Annotated in this window: 19 protein-coding genes; 12 read left to right on the forward strand and 7 right to left on the reverse strand. The window is 70.8% G+C overall.

Annotated elements, in window-relative coordinates:
- The first annotated feature begins 84 nt into the window (after positions 1-84).
- Both FM051_RS15745 and FM051_RS15750 read left to right on the forward strand, forming a co-directional pair.
- On the forward strand, positions 85-1,311 hold the full coding sequence (locus FM051_RS15745) for an MFS transporter (protein WP_158844149.1): 1,227 nt from the start codon (positions 85-87) through the stop codon (positions 1,309-1,311).
- Between the two features lie 225 nt (positions 1,312-1,536).
- Positions 1,537-1,905: a winged helix-turn-helix transcriptional regulator gene (locus FM051_RS15750; RefSeq protein WP_158843700.1), complete on the forward strand. Its 369-nt coding sequence runs from the start codon at positions 1,537-1,539 to the stop codon at positions 1,903-1,905.
- 64 nt (positions 1,906-1,969) lie between these two features.
- On the opposite strand, the gene FM051_RS15755 is transcribed toward FM051_RS15750, so the two are convergent.
- On the reverse strand, positions 1,970-3,259 hold the full coding sequence (locus tag FM051_RS15755; RefSeq protein WP_158843701.1) for a cytochrome D1 domain-containing protein: 1,290 nt from the start codon (positions 3,257-3,259) through the stop codon (positions 1,970-1,972).
- Positions 3,260-3,422: 163 nt separating this feature from the next.
- Between FM051_RS15755 and FM051_RS15760 the strand changes: the two genes are divergently transcribed.
- Genes FM051_RS15760 through FM051_RS15770 form a run of 3 tightly spaced genes read left to right on the forward strand, consistent with a single transcriptional unit; the run spans position 3,423 to position 5,185 of the window.
- Entirely contained in the window at positions 3,423-3,704 is a 282-nt protein-coding gene (locus FM051_RS15760; protein WP_158843702.1) for a YbaB/EbfC family nucleoid-associated protein, read from the forward strand.
- A 21-nt stretch (positions 3,705-3,725) separates the two neighbouring features.
- Positions 3,726-4,850 (forward strand): WXG100-like domain-containing protein, encoded by a 1,125-nt coding sequence (locus FM051_RS15765; RefSeq protein WP_158843703.1) that lies wholly within the window; start codon positions 3,726-3,728, stop codon positions 4,848-4,850.
- On the forward strand, positions 4,847-5,185 hold the full coding sequence (locus tag FM051_RS15770) for a hypothetical protein (RefSeq protein ID WP_158843704.1): 339 nt from the start codon (positions 4,847-4,849) through the stop codon (positions 5,183-5,185). The genes FM051_RS15765 and FM051_RS15770 overlap by 4 nt, the downstream gene beginning before the upstream one ends.
- A 4-nt stretch (positions 5,186-5,189) precedes the next feature.
- On the opposite strand, the gene FM051_RS15775 is transcribed toward FM051_RS15770, so the two are convergent.
- Together FM051_RS15775 and FM051_RS15780 are read right to left on the reverse strand one after the other, a co-directional pair.
- Positions 5,190-6,401, reverse strand: a complete 1,212-nt coding sequence (locus FM051_RS15775; protein WP_238412413.1) for a hypothetical protein — start codon at positions 6,399-6,401, stop codon at positions 5,190-5,192.
- A 73-nt stretch (positions 6,402-6,474) separates the two neighbouring features.
- Complete coding sequence (locus FM051_RS15780; protein WP_158843706.1) at positions 6,475-7,338, reverse strand: glycosyltransferase; 864 nt, start codon at positions 7,336-7,338, stop codon at positions 6,475-6,477.
- 81 nt (positions 7,339-7,419) lie between these two features.
- Here FM051_RS15780 and FM051_RS15785 point away from each other — a divergent pair, with 81 nt between their 5' ends.
- Genes FM051_RS15785 through FM051_RS15795 form a run of 3 tightly spaced genes read left to right on the forward strand, consistent with a single transcriptional unit; the run spans position 7,420 to position 11,170 of the window.
- On the forward strand, positions 7,420-8,499 hold the full coding sequence (locus FM051_RS15785) for a glycosyltransferase family 2 protein (protein WP_158843707.1): 1,080 nt from the start codon (positions 7,420-7,422) through the stop codon (positions 8,497-8,499).
- Entirely contained in the window at positions 8,484-9,956 is a 1,473-nt protein-coding gene (locus FM051_RS15790; protein WP_238412414.1) for a lipopolysaccharide biosynthesis protein, read from the forward strand. Before FM051_RS15785 ends, FM051_RS15790 begins: the two co-directional genes overlap by 16 nt.
- Complete coding sequence (locus FM051_RS15795) at positions 9,953-11,170, forward strand: rhamnosyltransferase WsaF family glycosyltransferase (protein ID WP_238412415.1); 1,218 nt, start codon at positions 9,953-9,955, stop codon at positions 11,168-11,170. The genes FM051_RS15790 and FM051_RS15795 overlap by 4 nt, the downstream gene beginning before the upstream one ends.
- 16 nt (positions 11,171-11,186) lie before the next feature.
- Here FM051_RS15795 and FM051_RS15800 read toward each other — a convergent pair whose 3' ends face one another.
- Positions 11,187-12,146, reverse strand: coding sequence for a TolB family protein (locus FM051_RS15800; protein ID WP_158843708.1), 960 nt, complete (start codon positions 12,144-12,146; stop codon positions 11,187-11,189).
- A gap of 93 nt (positions 12,147-12,239) precedes the next feature.
- Between FM051_RS15800 and FM051_RS15805 the strand changes: the two genes are divergently transcribed.
- The 4 genes from FM051_RS15805 to FM051_RS15820 all read left to right on the forward strand — a co-directional run bounded on the left by FM051_RS15805 (position 12,240) and on the right by FM051_RS15820 (position 15,879).
- Positions 12,240-13,199, forward strand: a complete 960-nt coding sequence (locus tag FM051_RS15805) for a hypothetical protein (protein WP_158843709.1) — start codon at positions 12,240-12,242, stop codon at positions 13,197-13,199.
- A gap of 2 nt (positions 13,200-13,201) precedes the next feature.
- Complete coding sequence (locus tag FM051_RS15810) at positions 13,202-14,578, forward strand: O-antigen ligase family protein (RefSeq protein ID WP_158843710.1); 1,377 nt, start codon at positions 13,202-13,204, stop codon at positions 14,576-14,578.
- 126 nt (positions 14,579-14,704) lie between these two features.
- Positions 14,705-15,478 carry a DddA-like double-stranded DNA deaminase toxin gene (locus FM051_RS15815; protein ID WP_238412416.1) on the forward strand — a complete coding sequence of 258 codons (774 nt, stop codon included), beginning with the start codon at positions 14,705-14,707 and terminating at the stop codon, positions 15,476-15,478.
- Entirely contained in the window at positions 15,463-15,879 is a 417-nt protein-coding gene (locus tag FM051_RS15820) for an Imm1 family immunity protein (RefSeq protein ID WP_158843712.1), read from the forward strand. The genes FM051_RS15815 and FM051_RS15820 overlap by 16 nt, the downstream gene beginning before the upstream one ends.
- A 60-nt stretch (positions 15,880-15,939) precedes the next feature.
- Here the strand turns inward: FM051_RS15820 and FM051_RS15825 are convergent, their stop codons facing one another.
- The 3 genes from FM051_RS15825 to FM051_RS15835 are packed head-to-tail and all read right to left on the reverse strand — an operon-like array spanning position 15,940 to position 18,250.
- Positions 15,940-16,506, reverse strand: a complete 567-nt coding sequence (locus FM051_RS15825; RefSeq protein WP_158843713.1) for an acyltransferase — start codon at positions 16,504-16,506, stop codon at positions 15,940-15,942.
- Positions 16,503-17,597 carry a DegT/DnrJ/EryC1/StrS family aminotransferase gene (locus tag FM051_RS15830; protein WP_158843714.1) on the reverse strand — a complete coding sequence of 365 codons (1,095 nt, stop codon included), beginning with the start codon at positions 17,595-17,597 and terminating at the stop codon, positions 16,503-16,505. The genes FM051_RS15825 and FM051_RS15830 overlap by 4 nt, the downstream gene beginning before the upstream one ends.
- Positions 17,594-18,250 carry a NeuD/PglB/VioB family sugar acetyltransferase gene (locus FM051_RS15835; RefSeq protein ID WP_158843715.1) on the reverse strand — a complete coding sequence of 219 codons (657 nt, stop codon included), beginning with the start codon at positions 18,248-18,250 and terminating at the stop codon, positions 17,594-17,596. The genes FM051_RS15830 and FM051_RS15835 overlap by 4 nt, the downstream gene beginning before the upstream one ends.
- Between the last annotated feature and the right edge of the window lie 10 nt (positions 18,251-18,260).

Below are 18,260 nucleotides of genomic sequence, written 5' to 3' on the forward strand. Positions count from 1 at the left end.
CCGCGTCATCGGGTTCGGACGGGTCCCCGTTACGAGGGGCCCCTGAACGGGTAACGGTTACCGCACGTGACCGATATCGGGGGCATGTACGTTGCGTCCGTTCGGGCCGGCAAGCGGGTCAAGGGCAGGGTTCCCGGCACGGTGGTGGCACTGGGCGCGGTGAGCCTGCTGACCGATGTCTCGGCCGAGATGGTCACCGCGTTCATGCCGGTCTACCTGCTGTTCACGCTCAACATGGGCTACGCGCAGTTCGGGGTGCTGGACGGTCTGTACACGGGTGCGACGGCGGTGCTGCGGCTCGTCGGCGGACACGTCTCCGACCGCACGCACCGGCACAAGGCGGTGGCCGCGGTCGGTTACGGGCTGTCGGCGGTGACCAAGCTCATCTTCCCGTTGGTGGGCGCGTCGGCGTTCGGCATCGGCGCGACGATGGCGGCGGACCGTGCGGGCAAGGGCCTGCGCACCGCGCCGCGTGACGCGTTGATCTCGCTGGCCACCCCGCCGGACCGGTTGGGCGCGGCGTTCGGCCTGCACCGGAGCATGGACACGGTCGGCGCGCTGCTCGGGCCGTTGGTGACGTTCCTGCTGTTGTACTCGATCGGCACGGTGGCGGGTCCGGTGTTCGTGGTCAGCGCGTGCTTCGCGGTGGTGGGGCTGATCGTGCTGGTGGCGTTCGTGCGGGAGAACCCTAGGCCCGCACCGACCGGGCCGCCGCCGTCCCTCAAGGCCGGGTTGGCGTTGCTGCGGCAGGCCGGGTACCGGAGGGTGACGATCGCGGCGGCGCTGCTGGGGCTGGCGACGTTGTCCGACGCGTTCGTGTTCATCCTGGTGCAGAAGGCGACCGACGCGCCGCTGCACCTGCTGCCGCTGTTCCCGTTGGGCACGGCGTTGGTGTTCCTGCTCGCCGCGGCGCCCTTGGGGCGGTTGGCGGACCGGATCGGCCGGTGGCCGGTGTTCCTCGGTGGACACGTGCTGTTGTTGGGCGTGTACGTGCTGTTGCTCGGGACGGGTACCGGGTACGTCGGGGTCGGTGCGGCGCTGTTGCTGCACGGCCTCTTCTACGCCGCGACGGACGGCGTGCTGTCCGCCCGGGTGAGTGCCCTGGTGCCGGAGTCGTTGCGCGCGTCCGGTTTGTCGGTGGTGCAGACGGGTCAGGCGTTGGCCCGGCTCGTGTCGTCCGTGGCGTTCGGCTTCCTGCTCCAGTTCGCCGCCTTCGGCACGGCCGTGTACGCGGCGATCGGTTCCTTGGTGATGGCCGTGCTGGTGGCCTGGCGGCTCAACGCCCTCGCGGACACCGCTGCCGCCGAGTGACCCACAGACCGAGGGTCGACACGTGTGACGCGGACCACATATCCTCGTTAGTTACGTTGAGGTAATTGGTTACCGGTGGTGAGTATCGGGTTCCACCAGCGAGAACTCCACGAAGGAGATGTTCACCGTGGACTCCACCACCACGCTCGCCGTTGCCCGCGAGTACGTCGACGCGGTGTCCGCAAAGGACGCCTTCCGGGGCACCGACTGAGGAGGATGTGGTCCATGTCCCTGCACCCGATGTTCAACGTGCTCACCGCGACCTGCCCGTCCCGCACGTCACTGGCCCGCATCGCCAACAAGTGGACGGCGATGGTGGTGATCGCGCTCAGCGACGGCCGGATGCGCTTCGGCGACCTGCGCACCGCGGTCGACGGGATCAGCGGGAAGGTCCTCACCGAGACGCTGCGGGACCTGGAACGCGACGGACTCGTCACGCGGCACGTGTACGGCGAAATGCCGCCCAGGGTCGAATACGAGCTGACCGCCCTGGGACGCACGCTGCACACGCCCCTGCTGGCGCTGGGCCGCTGGGCCGAGGAACACATCGAAGAGGTGCTCGCGGCGCGCGAGACCTACGACGCCCGCAGTTGATCGCAACGAGCCCGCGGCCCGTGCACCCCTAGAGGTGCACGGGCCGCGGGCTGTCGAGGCGGGGTCAGAGCAGGACGATCGGGCCGTGTGCGGCGGACGGGCCGTGGGTCGTGTCGCCCGCGTGGCTCGCCGTGTAACCCATGAGCAGGGTTGCCAGGCCCACCAGCAGCGGGACGTTCGCGTTGCACTGCGCCACGCCCGCGGAGTTCGTGGTGGCGGTGCACAGCGGGTGGCCCTTGACGGTGCGGAACGAGACCAGCTTGCCCGCCACCGGTTTGCCGGTGTGCGATTCGGTGAGCGTGGCGTCCAGGCCCCGCAGGGTGAAGCCGAGTCCGAGCAGGCGCACCTGGAGTTGCGCATCACCGGCGACCAGCCCGGTGGGCGCGGGCGGGACGTGGTGGACCGCGATGCCCACCGGGTTCACGCCCACGGGCACCGAGCCGACCACCGACAGCGTCGAAGTGTCTACAACAGACAGTGTTCCGCTGTTGAAGTTCGTCACGTACGCCTTCGAGCCGTCCGGGGTCAGCGCCACGTTGATCGGCCTGCTGCCGACCGGGATCTGCGTCACGTGGGTGAGCGCGCCGATGTCCACCACGGACAGGGTGTGGTTCTCGCTGTTGGTGACGTACGCCCGCGCGCCGTCCGGCGAGATCGCCACACCGTGCGGGATGAAGCTCACCGGGATCGTGCCGATCACGGCGTTCGACGCCGTGTCGACCACGGCCACGTTGTTGGAGAACTTGTTGACCACGACCAGCTTCGCGCCGTTGGGCGTCACCGCCACCGCGGTCGGGGTGTTGCCGGTCGGGATGTCGGCGACCTTCGCGTTCGTCGTGGTGTCCACCACGGACACCGTGCCCGGTCCGACCACGTCGTGGGCCACGTAGAGCCGCTTGCCGTTGGGCGCCATGGCGACGCCGTCCGCGTTGGCGCCGACCGGGATCGTCTCGGTCGTGGTCAACGTCGCCGCGTCGACCACGGACACCGTGCCGGCCACGTAGTTCGACACGTACACGTGCCCGCCGGAAGGCGAGACCACGACACCGGCAGGCCCGTCGCCGACCGGAACCGCCGCGTCCACGGTGTTCGTCGGCGTGTCGACGACCGTGAGCGTGTCGTCGCGGACGTTCGTCACGTAACCGCGCGCGCCGTCGAACGCGACGTCGACCCCGTAGGGCGAGCCGCCGTTCGAATCGATGAGCGTGTTCGTGACCGCGTTCGTGGCGGTGTCGAAAACCGACACCCCGCCACCGTTGTTGGCGACGTAGCCGAGGACGCGGACGGACTGGGCGACCGCCGCCCCGGACGGCACGAGCAGCAGCGCCGCTCCCAACGCCACAGCGCCGAACATCGCCGGCACCTTGCGAATCCGTCTGAGCAGCACGATCGGCCTCCGGTGGGTTCAAAGTCCCGCACTGGCCCAATCGCCGGCCGCCACCGCACCGTTAGCGCCGCGGTGGCCTGAACAGGCCAACCGACGACCGCGGGCGGCCGGCGCGCCCGACACTGGCGGCATGGACACGGCTGACGACCGGCTGGTCGAGGACCTGCGCGCGGTGCACCGGGAGATCACTGACGTCCGGGCGGGCGGCGTCTCCCCGGACGGCTTGGTCACCGCGACGGTGAACGGGAGCGGCGACCTGCTCGCCCTGGAGCTGAACCCGCGCGTCTACCGCGAGCACGACACCCGGGCACTCGCCGACCGCATCCTGTCGGCGGTCGCCGATGCCAACGCCGAGGCCCGCAGGCGGGTGAACGTCGCGGTCGAGCGGCTGGTGCCGAACGGCTCGCGCTGACCCACGAGAGGAGGTGGACCGGTGCCGATCCCGGAACCCGAGGGTGTGCTGTGGTGGCTGGTCAAGCCGCTCAGCGGCTGGCCGCAGACCGACGAGGAGTTCGTGGGCGGGCTCGCCGACGGCTGGCGAGCGGGCGGAGTCGCGATGCACACCGCGGGTCGGTTCGACCCCGGGCCGCTGGCCGCCGCGTGGCCGGACGACGCCGGGCAGAAGTACGGCACCCGCCTCGGCGAGCACCTGCGGTGGGTCAACCAGACCTCGGCCGACATGGCCGGGCTCTCCCGGCAGGCCACCCGGTTGGCCGAGGCGGTCACGCAGGCCAAGACGTCGATCCGCACGCTCATGTCGGCGGGCGAACAGCTGATGTTCGGCAGCGTGATCACGCCGCTGGAGCCCGCCCTCCAAACGCAGATCGTGCTGCACATCGCCGGCCGGGTGAACGACATCCTGGCCCGGACCGCGTCCACCGTGGGCGCGCCACCCAACATGCCCGGGGCGCCGAAACCGCCCGAACCCGACGCCGGCGCGGGCGAATTCGGCTCCGACCCGAACGCGCTCGACCAGCAGCTGTACGAGCTGGGCTACAACCTGGGCACCAAGGGCACGCATCCGTTCCTGCCGGACGGGGCCGATCACCTCGCGCACTACTTCGACGGCACCGGGACGCCGATGGACATCAACCCCGACACCCTGTTCGACGCCGTGCCGGGGTTGCGGGACAGGGTCGACGCGCAGCTCGGCAACGCGGCTCTGCCGCACATCGACCAGGCCATCAACAACCGCGACTACGGCAGGCCCATACCGTTCGAGTCGGGGTGGAAGGAGTTCAACGTCGGCCCCTTCGACAACCCGAACTGGCACTTGGGCGTCGGCAAGGGCGACCACGCGGTCACCGGCGTGGTGACCGTGCACCCACCGGACACACCCGGCGGCGCGCACCGGGTCGAGGTGACCTACCAGTCGCACGTCTTCGACCACTACAACTGGACGGCGGGCGACTACGACAAGGGCGTGAAGCTCGGTCCGCTCAAGGTTCCCGGCACCAGCGACGGCTTCATCAGCGAGTTCCACCGCGCGGGCGTGGCGCAGGAGTACCAGACCAGGGGCAGCTCCGAGGTCCGCACCGAGACCTGGGAGGTGCGATGACCGCCGGCGGGTTCGCCGAGATGGACACCGAGGCGACCGAAGGGGTGTTCAAGGAGCTCGAAACGACCGGCGCCACGTTGGAGACCGACTGGCAGCGGGCGCGGCAGACGATCTCGGTCGGCGAGACCGGGATCGGCGACGACGAGATCGCCCGCGCGTTCCGCACCCACTACGACCCGGCGCGCGAGGCCGCCTTCCGCTCGGCCGACAACGCGCCCCGGATGTTCACCACCCTGGTCACCAACGGCCGGGCGATCGCCGCGGACTACATCGCCGCCGACGCCCGCGGCGCGGCCGCATTCCGCGGCCTGCCACCGATCCAGGGTCCGCGGTGAGCGCTCAGAACCGGTAGACGTGCACCCCGTAGGGGGCGAAGTCGTCCACGATCCTGCCGTCCGCGATCGGCACGGTCCGGTTCTCGTCGACCACGGTCGCCGTGCCCGACTCCACCGGCACGCTCACCGTGACCTTCGCCGCGAGGCTGCGCGGGTTCTGCTTGGTGCCGTCGGTCTGCGCCAGCACCCACCGCGCGTCACCGATCTTCTTGTGGAGCACGGACACCGGGATGCCGTTGTCGCTCACCGCCGTCACACCCGGCTGGTTGGGCGCGTTGAGCACCGGCGCGAGGCTCTTCAGCCGCGCGTTGACGGTGGTGACGCGAGCCATGATCTCGGGCCTGGTCAGCACGCTGGAGTACTCGCCCCTGCCCTCGGTGTAGAAGCTGTGCGCGAAGTAGTTGATGCCGGTCGCGCCGTGCAGGATCGTGTTCCACACCGCCGATTCCAACTGGTCGGCGTTGATGATCTCGCCGTGCGTGTGCGGGTGCCCGGTCTCGACGAACCCGTACAGCGGCTTGTCCGGCCCGCACCACTTGCGCATGGTGTCGATGACCTGGCCGTAGCTGTACGCGCCGACCGTGTCACCGCGGTCCGGGTGCGTCCAGGCGTAGTAGTCGGCCGACGCGAGGTCGGCGGCCGAGCAGTACGTGCGCATGTCCTCTTCGTACGACTTCTCGATGTAGCCGTAGCCGATCTCACCGGTCGGCGTGCCCATCCACGGGCTGAAGTTGAGGTACGTCGGCCGGGACGGGTCCTTGGCCCGCACCGCGTCGGACGCCTTCAGGATCGCCGACGGCTGCATGTCCGGGTTGAACACGTCGCCGTAGACCTTGTTCATGTCCGGCTCGTCGGCGATCAGGTAGCCGACGTAATTGCGGGCGTGCGCGGTGTCCGCCAGGACCGTGTCGACGCGCGTCCCGTCCACGTAGACCCGCCAATCGGTCTCGTGGAGGCCTTCCTGGCGGAGGTACCACCACTCGTCCTCCCACAGCCCGATCCCGAAGTCGATGCCGATCTTCGGGAAGGCCCGGCCGAGCTTCTCGCCGTTCTCCACACCGGACGGGTCCTGCATCCAGACGTTGATCGGGAAGACGTTCGGGTCGCCGGTGGGGTTGGGGCCGTTCGGCCACTTCTTGTAGTAGTCGACCGACGGTCCGGCGAGCGCCGGCGCCACCTCCCGCCCCGGATCCGGCCCGGGATCCGGATGGGACACGGCCTCGGTCGTGCAAGCCGTCAGGACGAGTCCGAGTACTGCCAAAAGTGCACGAACCATGGTCGTGCTCCTGTCACCTCGGCGGGGTGCGGACGCGCCCACGCGCGGCCAGCACCTGTTTTGCTTTTTCGAAGCCGCCGGGTCCGAGCAGCCGCAGCGCCGTCGTCTTGGCCAAGTATCTGGCCCCGTCCCGGGCCACCCGCAAGGGATGTCCCACGAACCGGTCACGGGCCAGCACCCCGCGTGCCGGCTCCGGCACGTCGTCCAGCGCCGGGCCGAACAGCGGCCGGTACGGCGCGGGAGCGACCAGTCTGCCGCGCGTGCGGTTGCTCACGTTCCCGCCGTGCACGACCTGCAACCAGCCGGGCGCGCCGCCCAGCGACACCACCTCGGCGTGCCGGTGCAGCCGGTTGTGCCAGTCCGCCCAGCACGTCACCGGGGCGTCCCAGCTCTCCCGCACGGACGCGAACGCGTTGTCCCGGTCGTGGTGGGCGAACAGCCCTCCCGGGCTCTTGACCAGCCCGTTCGCCAGGTACAGCGCGGTGCGGCGGCCGGTGGAGCGGTCCGCTTGGAGCCGGGCGACGAAGTCCGCCGCCAGGCCGTCGTCGTTGTCGAGGTTGGTGGTGATCAGCTCGTCGCCCTTGATCGGGAACAGCTTGGAGATGTCCTCGACCAGCTCTTCGCGGCTGACCTGGGTGCGGAACACCGGTGTGTACGCGTCGCCGTGCTCCTCGATCCGGTCCTTGAGCCACTGCGGGCTCTCCGGGTCGAAGTAGATGAGCCAGCGGAAGTTCGACGAGGTCTGTGCCGCCACCGACGGCAGGCAGTACCGCTCGAACAGCCCGACGCGTTCGGTCAACCACCCGTCACGAGCCCGCACGACGCTTTCCGCGCCGACGGACGGCAGGTTGAAGCGCGTCAGCACGACGTGGTCCATGGAGCCCCTTCCCGTATGTCCCGTACATCGGGATCGGGGCCCGGCCGTTAACGATCCGCGGTCGAGCACGATGTGTAGAGCGTGACTGAGCCTCCGGCACGACCAACGGTCGACGTCGTCATCCCCTGTTACAACTACGCCAGGTTCCTGCGCGCGTGCGTGCGGAGCGTGCTCGATCAGCCGGGCGTCGACGTGCGGGTGCTGATCATCGACGACACGTCGAGTGACGAGACGCCCGAGGTCATGGCCGAGCTGGTCGAGGACCCGCGGGTCGAGGGCCGCAGGCACGAGGTCAACCAGGGCCACATCGCCACCTACAACGAGGGCCTGCTGGAGTGGGCCAAGGCCGACTACACCGTGCTGCTGTCCGCCGACGACCTGCTGGCGCCGGGCGCTCTCGCCCGTGCCGCCGAGGTGTTCGAGGCGAACCCGAACGTCGGCATGGTGTACGGACGTGTTGTTTATTACACCGCCGACGGAGTCGGCAATCAGACAACAGGTCACGACGACCCGAGGGCTCCACGCTTCGCTCCCCCGGCCGGCCGCACGGTGTGGTCCGGTGTGGACTGGATCGAGGCGCGCTGCCGCACCGGGCAGAACGTGCTGTCGTCGCCCGAGGCCGTGGTGCGCACGTCCGTGCAGCAGCAGGTCGGCGGCTACCGGCCGGACCTGCCGCACGCGGGCGACCTGGAGATGTGGATGCGCATCGCCGCCGTGTCCGACATCGGGTACGTGCGCGGCAAGCCCGCCGCCTACTACCGGGTGCACCAGCAGAGCATGATGCGCACGCAGTTCTCGTCGCTGTTCGCCGATCTCGAACAGCGGCAGGCCGTGTTCGAGCGGTTCTTCGCCGAGCACACCGACCTGCCGCCGCGGCTGCGGGCGCTGGCCAACCGGTCGATCGCCAAGGACGCGCTGTGGCGGGCGGTGCGCGCCTACGACCGCGACCAGCTGGCCGAGATCCCGGTGGACGAGCTGGTGGCGTTCGCCCGGCGCGTCTACCCCGACACCGAGCGACTGGCCGAGTACCGGGCGTTGCGGCGGCGGCAGGCGTTGGGGCCGAAGGTGTGCAGCCGCACGCAGCTGTTCGTCGGCAGCCACCTGGTCAAGCGCGGCGCCGGTCTGGTGGGCAAGCAGGTCTGGAAGTGGCGCGGCCAGTGACCGCCGGTCTGGAGCAGCCCAAACCCGAGCACGCCGGCCTGGAGCGCAAGGTCACCTCGGCGATCCGGTGGAGCGCGGTCAACAGCCTGGTGCAGCGGCTGAGCCAGGTGGGTGTGGGCGTCCTGCTCGCCCGGCTCATCGCGCCCGAGCAGTTCGGCGTCTTCGCGGTCGCGCTGGTGGTGCTCAACATCGTGATGAGCGTCAGCGAGATGGGCGTGAGCGTGGCGCTGGTGCGCACCGACAAGCCGGTCGCCGAACTCGCGCCGACGGTGACGACGCTGTCCATCGCATCCGGCTGCCTGCTCTCGGGGCTGTGCGTGGTCGGCGCGCCGTGGTTCGCGTCGGCGATGGACACGCCGCAGGCCACGGGCGTGATCCAGCTGATGTCGCTGTCGCTGGTGATCGCGGGCGCGTCGGCGGTGCCGGGTGCGTTGTTGCAGCGCGAGTTCCGGCAGGACCACAAGTTCGTCGCGGACACGTCGGCGTTCGTCGTCGGCACGGCCGTCGTGGTGGTGCTGGCGGTGCTGGGGTTCGGCGCCTGGAGCCTGGCGTGGTCGCGGATCGCGACCAACCTGGTGGCCGCGGTGGTGATGTTCGCCTACACCGAGCAGCGCTACCGGCCCGGGTTCGACGCGGCGCAGGCACGGGGGTTGCTGGCGTTCGGGCTGCCCTTGGCGGGCGCGAGCCTGCTGGTGTTCGGGGTGCTGAACGTCGACTACATCATCGTCGGCAGCGTGCTGGGCACCGTGCCGCTCGGGTTCTACCTGCTCGCGTTCAACCTGGCGAACTGGCCGGTCGGCGCGTTCTCGCAGCCGGTGCGCAGTGTGTCACTGGCGGCGTTCTCTCAGGTCAGGGACGATCCGGATCTCTTCGCGCGGACGTTCGCCCGTGCGTTGCGGCTGCTCGCGCTGGTGACCGTGCCGGCGTGCGTGCTGCTGGCGGCGTTCGCCGATCCGCTGGTGCGCACGGTCTACGGCGAGCGGTGGGCGCCGGCCGCGCAGGCGTTGGCGTTGCTGGTGCTGCTGGGCGCGCTGCGGGTGGCGTTGGAGCTGGGGTACGACTACCTGGCCAGCGCGGGGCGGTCGCGGGCCATCCTGGTCATCCACCTGGTGTGGCTGGCCGCTCTCGTGCCGCTGCTGGCGTTGGGCGCGCACGTGGACGGGATCCGGGGCGTGGCGCTGGCGCAGAGCGTGGTGGTGCTCGTCTTCATCGTGCCCGCGTACCTGATCGCGTTCCGCCCTTACGGGCTGCGGGCACGTGCGCTGGGTGCGGCGGTCGCACGGCCGGTGTTCGGCGGTCTGGTGATGGTCGTGGTGGCGTGGGGCGTGCAGTCGTTGATCGAGGGCGCCCTGTGGCGGCTGCTGGTGGGTGGCGCGTTGGCGTCCCTGGCCTACGCGGCCGTCGTGTTCCCCCTGCGCCACGAGGTGCTGGGTCTGCTGCGAAGGAGTAGCGCGTGAGGGTCGTCCAGCGGTTGCAGCGGCGCGCGCACCAGGTCTCGCGCATCGTGCGCGCACACGGTGTGCGTCAGCTCGGAGCCCGTGCGCTGGGCAGTGCGGCACGGCGGCTCGGTGCGGACGCCGAGGTGTTCCCGGTGCGCCTGGAGGACGTGCGCGCGGCCGACATCGGTGTCCGGCGACCGGTCGTCGTGCCGCCTCTTCCGGCCGACGGGCGGCTGACCGTCAACTGGGTCAGCACGCCGCCGTCACCCGGCTCCGGCGGGCACACCACGATGTTCCGGCTCATCGAGCACCTGGAGTCGCTCGGCCACACGTGCCGGCTCTACCTGTACGACGTGTACGGCAGCCGTGCGGCGGACCACGAGCCGGTGATCCGGTCGGCGTTCCCCGGCTTCCGCGGGCCCGTGCACGACGTGGTCGACGGCATGGCCGACGCGCACGCCGTGTTCGCCACGGCGTGGATGACGGCGTACCCGGCGTTCAACGACCCGTGCGCGGGCAAGCGGTTCTACCTCGTGCAGGACTACGAGCCGTGGTTCTTCCCGGTCGGCGGGCTGTCCGCGCTGGCGGAGAACACCTACCGGATGGGGTTCCACGGCTTCACCGCCGGCCGCTACCTGGCCGAGAAGGTGCGTGCCGAGGCGGGCATGGCGGCCGACTTCTTCGACTTCGGCTGCGACGCCGACCGCTACCACCTGCGCGAGGGCGTGGTACGGGACGGCGTGGTGTTCTACGCGCGACGGCTCGCGCCGCGCCGGGCGATCGAGATCGGGTTGCTGGCGCTGGAGATCTTCGCCGAACGGCACCCGGACATCGCGATCCACACGTACGGCGAGAAGATCGGCAGCCTGGGTCCCCGGCACGTCGACCACGGCCTGGTCTCCCCCGACCGGCTCAACGACATCTACAACCGGTGCTACGCGGGCCTCACGCTGTCCATGACGAACGTCTCCCTGGTGCCGCACGAGATGCTGGCCGCGGGCTGCCTGCCGGTCGTCAACGACGCCGTGCACAACCGGGTCGTGCTGGACAACGACCACGTCCGCTACGCCCCCGCGACCCCGCACGACCTGGCCCGCGCGCTGTCCGATGTGGTCACGTTGCCGGACTTCGCCGCGGTCGCCCAGGCCGCGTCCTCCTCCGTGTCCAGCCGCTCCTGGGACGCGGCCGGGCACGAGCTGGAGAAGGTGCTCAGGCGGGAGCTGCGGGTGTGAGCCCGGGATCGCGGGCTCACACCGGGGACGGCGAGGCGGCGTCGGGGACGAGGATCGTGGCGGGGGCCGAGCCGTCGACGGGCACGACGTGGATCGAGGCGAGCTTGGCGTCCCTGGGCACGGCGGCGAACGCGAGCCGCTCGTCGTCCAGCCAGGTGGCCTGGTCGTCCACGCCCGCCGTGCCGGGCAGTCGGCGTTCATCGCCGGTCTTCAGGTCCAGCACGGCCAGCTCCCACGGGCCGAGGCGCCCGATGCGCTTCTTGTAGGCGACCTTCGTGCCGTCCGGGGACAGGGAGGGGCACTCGGCGTCACGGCGCAGCGACTCCAGACGGCGCTCCACCAGATCGCCCTTCACCAGCCAGGTGTAACCACCCGAGGCCAGGGTCGCGTAGAACGTGCGGTCGTCGGCGGCCACGGTCAGGCCCCAGTAGTTCACGTCCTGCGCAGTGTGGACCCGACCCTCGACCAGCGCGGTGAAGCCCTCCAGGGACTCCACGGCCTCACCGGTCCGCACGTCGAAGAACCCGGTGCGGGTGGAGAACCCGCCGGGCACCAGGTAGGAGTCGCCGGTCACGAACGACGTCCAGCCGACCACCTGCCCCGAGGCCGACACCTTCGCCCGGCTGGGCACGCCCGGCAGCGGCACGGACCGCAGCACGGCGCCGTCGCGGGACACCTCGGCGGCGTAGGTCGGGCCCGGCCCGGCCAACCGCAGGCACACCGTCGTCCCACCGGCCCGGTACACGCGCTGGCACGTCATCGGGGTGGCGCTGCGGGCGGCGGGATCGGCCAGGCGCACCTGCTCGACCCGGCCGCGGCCGTCGGCCAGGGCCACGAACATGAGGTCGCCGTCGACCGAAGCGACCGGCACCGGTGAGGCCTCGCGCACGACGGACGTCACGTACACCACCCCGGCCGCCACGACCAGTACGATGGCCGCGACGGCGAGCACCACGCGCCGGGAGCCCAAGTCCATCACCACCTGTAACGCCTAGGCGCGAGTCGGCCGATTTCAGAGTAACAACACCCTGCGCGCATGCACGCAGGGTAAACGCGGATCGGGGAGCGGATGGACTTCTGGGGCGCCGTGCGTACGCTGCGCAGGCGGTGGTACATCGCCCTGCCGTCGGCACTCGTGGCTGTCGCCGTGGCCGCCGGGGTTTTCCTGTCGATCCCGACGCGCTACCAGTCCTCGGGGGTCATGGTGCTGACCTCCCCCGCCGCCGGTGGCACGTTCTCGGAGAAGGTCTCGCCGGACGAGGCGGTGCGGGTCAACCCGTTGCTGGCGTTCGACGGCAGCCTGTCGACCACCTCGCAGATCCTGGCCCAGATCCTGGCCGACCCCAAGACCCGCAGGGAGTCCCTGGGCATCGCGAAGGACTCGCCGGACAACTTCACCGCGGCGGGCGGCGGCCAGGCCGGCCCGTTCCTGTTCGTGACGGCCGACAGCAACACGCCGGAAGCGGCGGAGCGGTTGGTCACCACGGTGATGGAGTTCGCCACCAAGGAGCTGGACAAGCAGCAGACGTCGTTGAAGGCGCCGGCGTCGACGTTCATCACCTCGCAGGTGATCGTGAACCCGACCGCGGCCGAGGCGCAGATCGGCGGCAAGGTCCGGTACGCGGGCGCGGCGTTCGTGCTGATGATGTTGTTGACGACGGCGGCCACGTTCGGCGGCGACAGCGTCCTGAACCACCTGCGCCGCCGCCGTGAGGCCCGTGAAGCCCGTGAGGGCAAGAGCGCGGACGACGTCGCCGCCGCCGCCCAGCCCGCCGACGCCACCGTGACGCCGCCACAGGCCGCTGTGGGCACTCCCCCGGGCGGTGTGCCGGTCGCGCAGCCGAAGCCGCCGCACCCGCCGCAGCACAACGGCCTGTCGCGCCGTCCGCCCGGCCCGCCGACGCGCCGCCCGCAGCCGACGGCCAGCGAGCAGACGGTGAAGATCCCCGCGCCCGGCGTGGCCGGTCCGCGGGGCGCCGCCGGCAAGCCCGCCAACCCGGCGTGGCCCACCAGCGACGACAAACCCTGACCGTGTCCGAGCAGTCGGCGCAGTCGGCGCAGTCAGAGCAGTCCGCACGGTCCCTGCGGGACCAGGACAACCCCGTGCGCCAGCGCGCGGACGGCGCGACCCTCGTGTGCCTGTTCCTGCTGGCGCTGCTGATCATCCCGGCCCGGCTGGTGCTGTCGTTCGTGCCGATGACGCTGCCGCCCGCGCTGGTGGTGGCGTTGCTGCTGGGCGTGCTGTGGCTGTCGGGTCAGATGGTGGACACCGTCGGCATGAGCAAGGGCCGCAGCCTCGTGCGCACGGCGGTGGCGCTGTACCTGGCGGCGCACCTGGCGACCTACGGCGTGGCGACCCGGCGCTGGCTGCCCACCGACGAGCTGACCGTGGCGGACAGCAGCATCGTCCGGATCACCGCGATGATCGCGCTCGCGGTGTTCGTGTGCGACGCGATCCGCACCAAGGAGCGGCTGGACCGGGTGCTCAAGCTGTTGCTGGGCTGTGCGGCGGTGATCGCGTTCATCGGCCTGGTGCAGTTCGGTCTCGGCGTCGACCTGGCGAGTTACGTGTCGCTGCCGGGGCTGCGCACCCAGGACAACGGGTACTCGGCGATGGAGTCCCGGTCGATCTTCCGCCGGCCGACCGGCACCACGAACCACCCCATCGAGTACGGCCTGGTGTGCGCGATGGCCGTGCCGCTGGGCGCGCACTACGTGTTCAAGGCGAGGGACGACGGCACGCCGTACATGCGCTGGCTGGTGTGCCTGGCCCTGGTCGGCCTGGGCGCGTTGACCGCGTTGTCGCGGACCGCGCTCGTCGGCGTGGCGGTGGCGGGGGTGATCATGGTCGCCACGTTGCCGAAGCGGCGCAAGATCACCACCCTGGTGGTGGGCGGCGGGTTCTTCCTGGGCGCGAGCCTGGTCGTGCCGGGGCTGTTCGGCACGATCCGCGGCATGTTCTCGAACATCGAGGACGACCCGAGCGTCAAGGCGCGCACGGCGGACTACGAGGCGGCGGCGGAGCAGATCGACCTCCACCCGTTGCTGGGCCGTGGTTTCGGCACGTACCTGCCGACGAAGTACACGATCCTGGACAACCAGTTCCTGCTCACGCTGATCGAGAACGGCTACCTCGGGCTGTTCGCGCTGATCGGCATGTTCCTGGCGGCGGCGTTCGCCGCGATCCGGGTGCGGATGATCAGCCGGGACGAGCACCTGAAGAGCCTGGCGAGCGCCCTGCTGGCGGGCGTGCTGGCGGGCGGGATCGGGTCGATCACGTTCGACCTGCTGGGCTTCAGCGTGGCCACCGGGCTGGTGTTCACCATGATCGGCCTGACCGGGGCCTTGCTGCGCGCCGCCCAAGAGGAGAGGAAGACCGCGCCCGAACCAGAGGTTCAAGGCGCCTGAACCCGCAGGTCGCGTGTTCTGAGCGCGGCAAGCGGGCATCCGTACCACCCATGCGGGTCATTACGGCACACGCCCGCACCGTGGCACTGTGGCCGCGGAGGGGGACTGGTGTCGTCATTGGGGGACGTGGCCGCTCAGGTGTCGCGGGCGTGTGACAAGGCGTCGGAGTGCAAAGACCGACTGGCCGCCGCGCAGGACTTGGCTGAGGAAGCTCACGACGTGCTCGCCCGGACGCTCAGAGGCGCGGTTGGCGAGGAATCGGCCGTGGAACAGATGTTGGCCGGCTTCACCGAAGTGATTGACGGTGTGCGGACGGTGTGGGGGCACCTGAACCGCGCCAAGGAAGGCGAGGAAGGTGTACTCGGCACACTCCTGGGCGGGAACGCCCCACCGCCGTCCCCGGACGCCTCACGGCCCGCTCAGCCCCCGAACCGGCAGGCCGAGCGATCCGGGCACTGGTCCGCGATCCCGCCCGATCGGGTTGAGGCGCTACGTCGGGAACTGCCTCCGGACGTACCTTCTCCAGATCAACGTCCACCAGGCACACCGCGCCCCAAGACACATGGGCAGTGGATCGGTCCGGACGGACAGGCACGGCCCATTGCCAGCGGGGAAGACGAGATGTACCGGGAATCGGAAACAGCGTTGGGGGATCTCGGGTTCCACAGGAGGTTGACCCGCGCGTCGGACGTGGAAATGAAGCTGGCCGCGTACATGCGCAACCACGGTGTCCGATCGGCCACCCTCTTGATCAACAACACGCCGTGTCCCGGTCCGCTCGGCTGTGACGAGCTTGTGCCGGTGCTGCTGCCCGAGGGGTACACACTGACCGTGCACGGCGCGAATGGCTTTGCGAAGACCTACCGAGGAGGGGCTACACCACCGTGGCGCAAGCGCTGAACGTCTACTACGACGCCGGACACGCTGACGATCCCGTCACCGTCACCACACCGGACGAGGTCAGGGAAGTGTTCGCGGCCGTGCGCGGTAAGTACCCCGCCGGAAGTGCCGTGCTGCTCACGATCGTCCCCGCCGCCGACCCGTGGGCGTCAGAGCTGAACGCGGGGATCGACGGTGACGTAGGCGTCCTGCGCTACTCCGGCGAAGACCATCCCAAGGGCGTCTACAGCAAGAACCCCACGCCTTCCAACGCCGAACCGGTGATCTACTACTACGTGACCGCGGACACGGAGTTCCCGCCCAACGCGGAAGTACCCATGGCCGACGTAGAAGCCGCCGTCATCGACTACCTGACCACGGGCCAACGCCCGGAGGTCGTGGAGTGGCAGTCCACCCGTTGACGCCTCGGGCGTCCCGTCCGCGCGGGGCGGACGGGACGCCGGGTGGGGTGGTGGAGAGGATCAGGGGGCGGGTGAGAGGCCCTTGTCGCCTTCGACGTAACGGTTGCGGCAGTCGCGGCACACGAGGCCCGCGTCCAGGCGCTGGCCGCAGTCGCACACCCAGCCCTTGTGGGTCGCCGGGTTCCCGGCCACGAACGCGTGCGCGGGGACGTCCTTCGTCACCACCGAACCGGCGGCGGCGAACGCGTGCTCGCCGATCTCCACCCCGCAGACCACGACCACACCGGCGCCCAGGGTCGCGCCCCGGCGGACCACAGTGGACAGCAGGTCGTCACCGGTCTTCCGGATCGCCGCACGCGGCCGGAGGTCGTTGGTGAACAGCACGTTCGGGCCGAGGAACACCTCGTCCTCGCACACCACGCCGTCGAACACGAGGGTGCCGTTCTTCACCGTCACCCGGTCGCCCAGCACGGCCCGGCTCTCCACGAACGCGCCGTCGCAGATGTTGCAGTCCCGCCCGATCCGGGCGCCCGGCAACACGTGCGCGAACGCCCACACGCGCGTGCCCTCGCCCACGTCCGAGCTCTCGCACAGGCCCTTCGGATGCACGAACACCCCGCTGCTCATCGCACCGCCTCCGCCAACGCCGCCACGACGCGCTCCTGCTGCGCCACCGTGATCTCAGGGAACAACGGCAGGGACAGGATCTCCCCCGCCACCGCCTCGCTCACCGGGAAGTCGCCCCGCGCGTACCCCAGGTGCTCGTACGCGCCCGTCAGGTGCACGGGGGTCGGGTAGTGGATGCCCGCGCCGATCCCGGCCTCGTGCAGCGACGCCAGCACTCGGTCGCGCGACGCCACGCGCACGACGTACAGGTGCCACACCGGCACGTTGCCCTCCAGCACCACCGGCAGCGTCACGCCCGGCACGTCGGCGAGCATCGCGGAATAGCGGTCGGCGGCGGCACGGCGCAGTTCGTTCCACGCCTCCAGCCGGCGCAGCTTCGCGGACAGCACCACGGCCTGGAGCGTGTCGAGTCGGCTGTTGAAGCCCACCACCGAGTGCTCGTACTTGCGCGGCGACCCGTGCTCGCGCAGCAGGCGCACGGCGTCGGCCAAAGAAGACGACGTGGTCAGCACGCCGCCGCCGTCGCCGTACGCGCCGAGGTTCTTGCCGGGGTAAAAACTGGTCGCGGCGATGTCGCCGAGCCCGCCCACGGGCACGCCGTGCCGCCGCGCGCCCTGCGCCTGCGCCGCGTCCTCGACGATCGGCACGCCGAACGACCGCAGCTCCTCCACCGGCGCGGCCTGCCCGTACAGGTGCACGGGCAGCAGCGCCTTGGTGCGCGGCGTGATGACGTCGGCCACCCGCGACACGTCGATCAGACCGGTGTCGGCCACGCAGTCCACCAGCACCGGCGTGGCGCCGGTCCGGGCCACCGCCCCGGCCGTGGCGATGAAGGTGTTGGCCGGCAGCACGCACTCGTCGCCCGGCCCGACCTCCAGCGCGCGCAACGCCAACTCGATGGCGTCGGTGCCGTTGCCCACGGCCACGCAGTGCGGGACCTCTTGGTACAAGGCGAACTCCGCCTCGAACTCGGCGACCTGGCGCCCGCCGACGAAGGCGGTGTTCTTGAGCACTTCCGCCCAACCGTCGGCTACCTCGTCGGCCACCTGCTCGTGCTGGGCACGCAGGTCCACCAGCGGGATCTCGATCACGAACCGTTCCCCTCTCGCAGTCGTCGGGCGGGGCTCCCCACCCAGACCTCACCCGCGGGGACGTCGTTGAGCACCACCGAACCCATGCCCACCACCGCCCCAGCGCCGATCGACACGCCTTCCCGGACCGCACTGCCCTGTCCGAGGTAGGCGCTCTCCCCGACCCGAACCGACCCGCCCAGCGACGCGCGCCCGGCGAACGTGACGCCGTCGCCGATCTCGTCGTCGTGCGTGATCAGCACGTGCGGCATGGCGACGACGTGCGCCCCCAAGCGCAACGGCGTCGTCACCACCGCTCCGGCGAGCAGGACCGTGCCCGGCCCCACCACCGCTCCGACGGCCACCGAGGCCGCCGGGTGCACCACGGTCGCCCACCGCTCCTCCGGCAGGCCGAGTCGGGCGACCACGCCCAGCCTGCCGCGCGGCCGGTGCGCGTTGGCCACGCACACCACCACCGCCGCGTCGGTCATCTCGTGCACCAGGTCCGTCCCGCCCAGCACGGGCAGGCCGTCGAGGTCCGTGCCGTGGCGCGCCGGGTCGTCGTCCAGCGCGCCCACCGGTCGCCACCGGCCGGGGGTGAGGCGGACGGCCGCGAGGACTTCGCGGGCCAGTCCGCCACCACCCACCAGCAGCAGTGGCCTGGGCGTCTTCATCGGGGGTGCG

The organism is Saccharothrix deserti (assembly GCF_009769385.1).
In the GTDB taxonomy this organism is placed as follows: domain Bacteria; phylum Actinomycetota; class Actinomycetes; order Mycobacteriales; family Pseudonocardiaceae; genus Actinosynnema; species Actinosynnema deserti.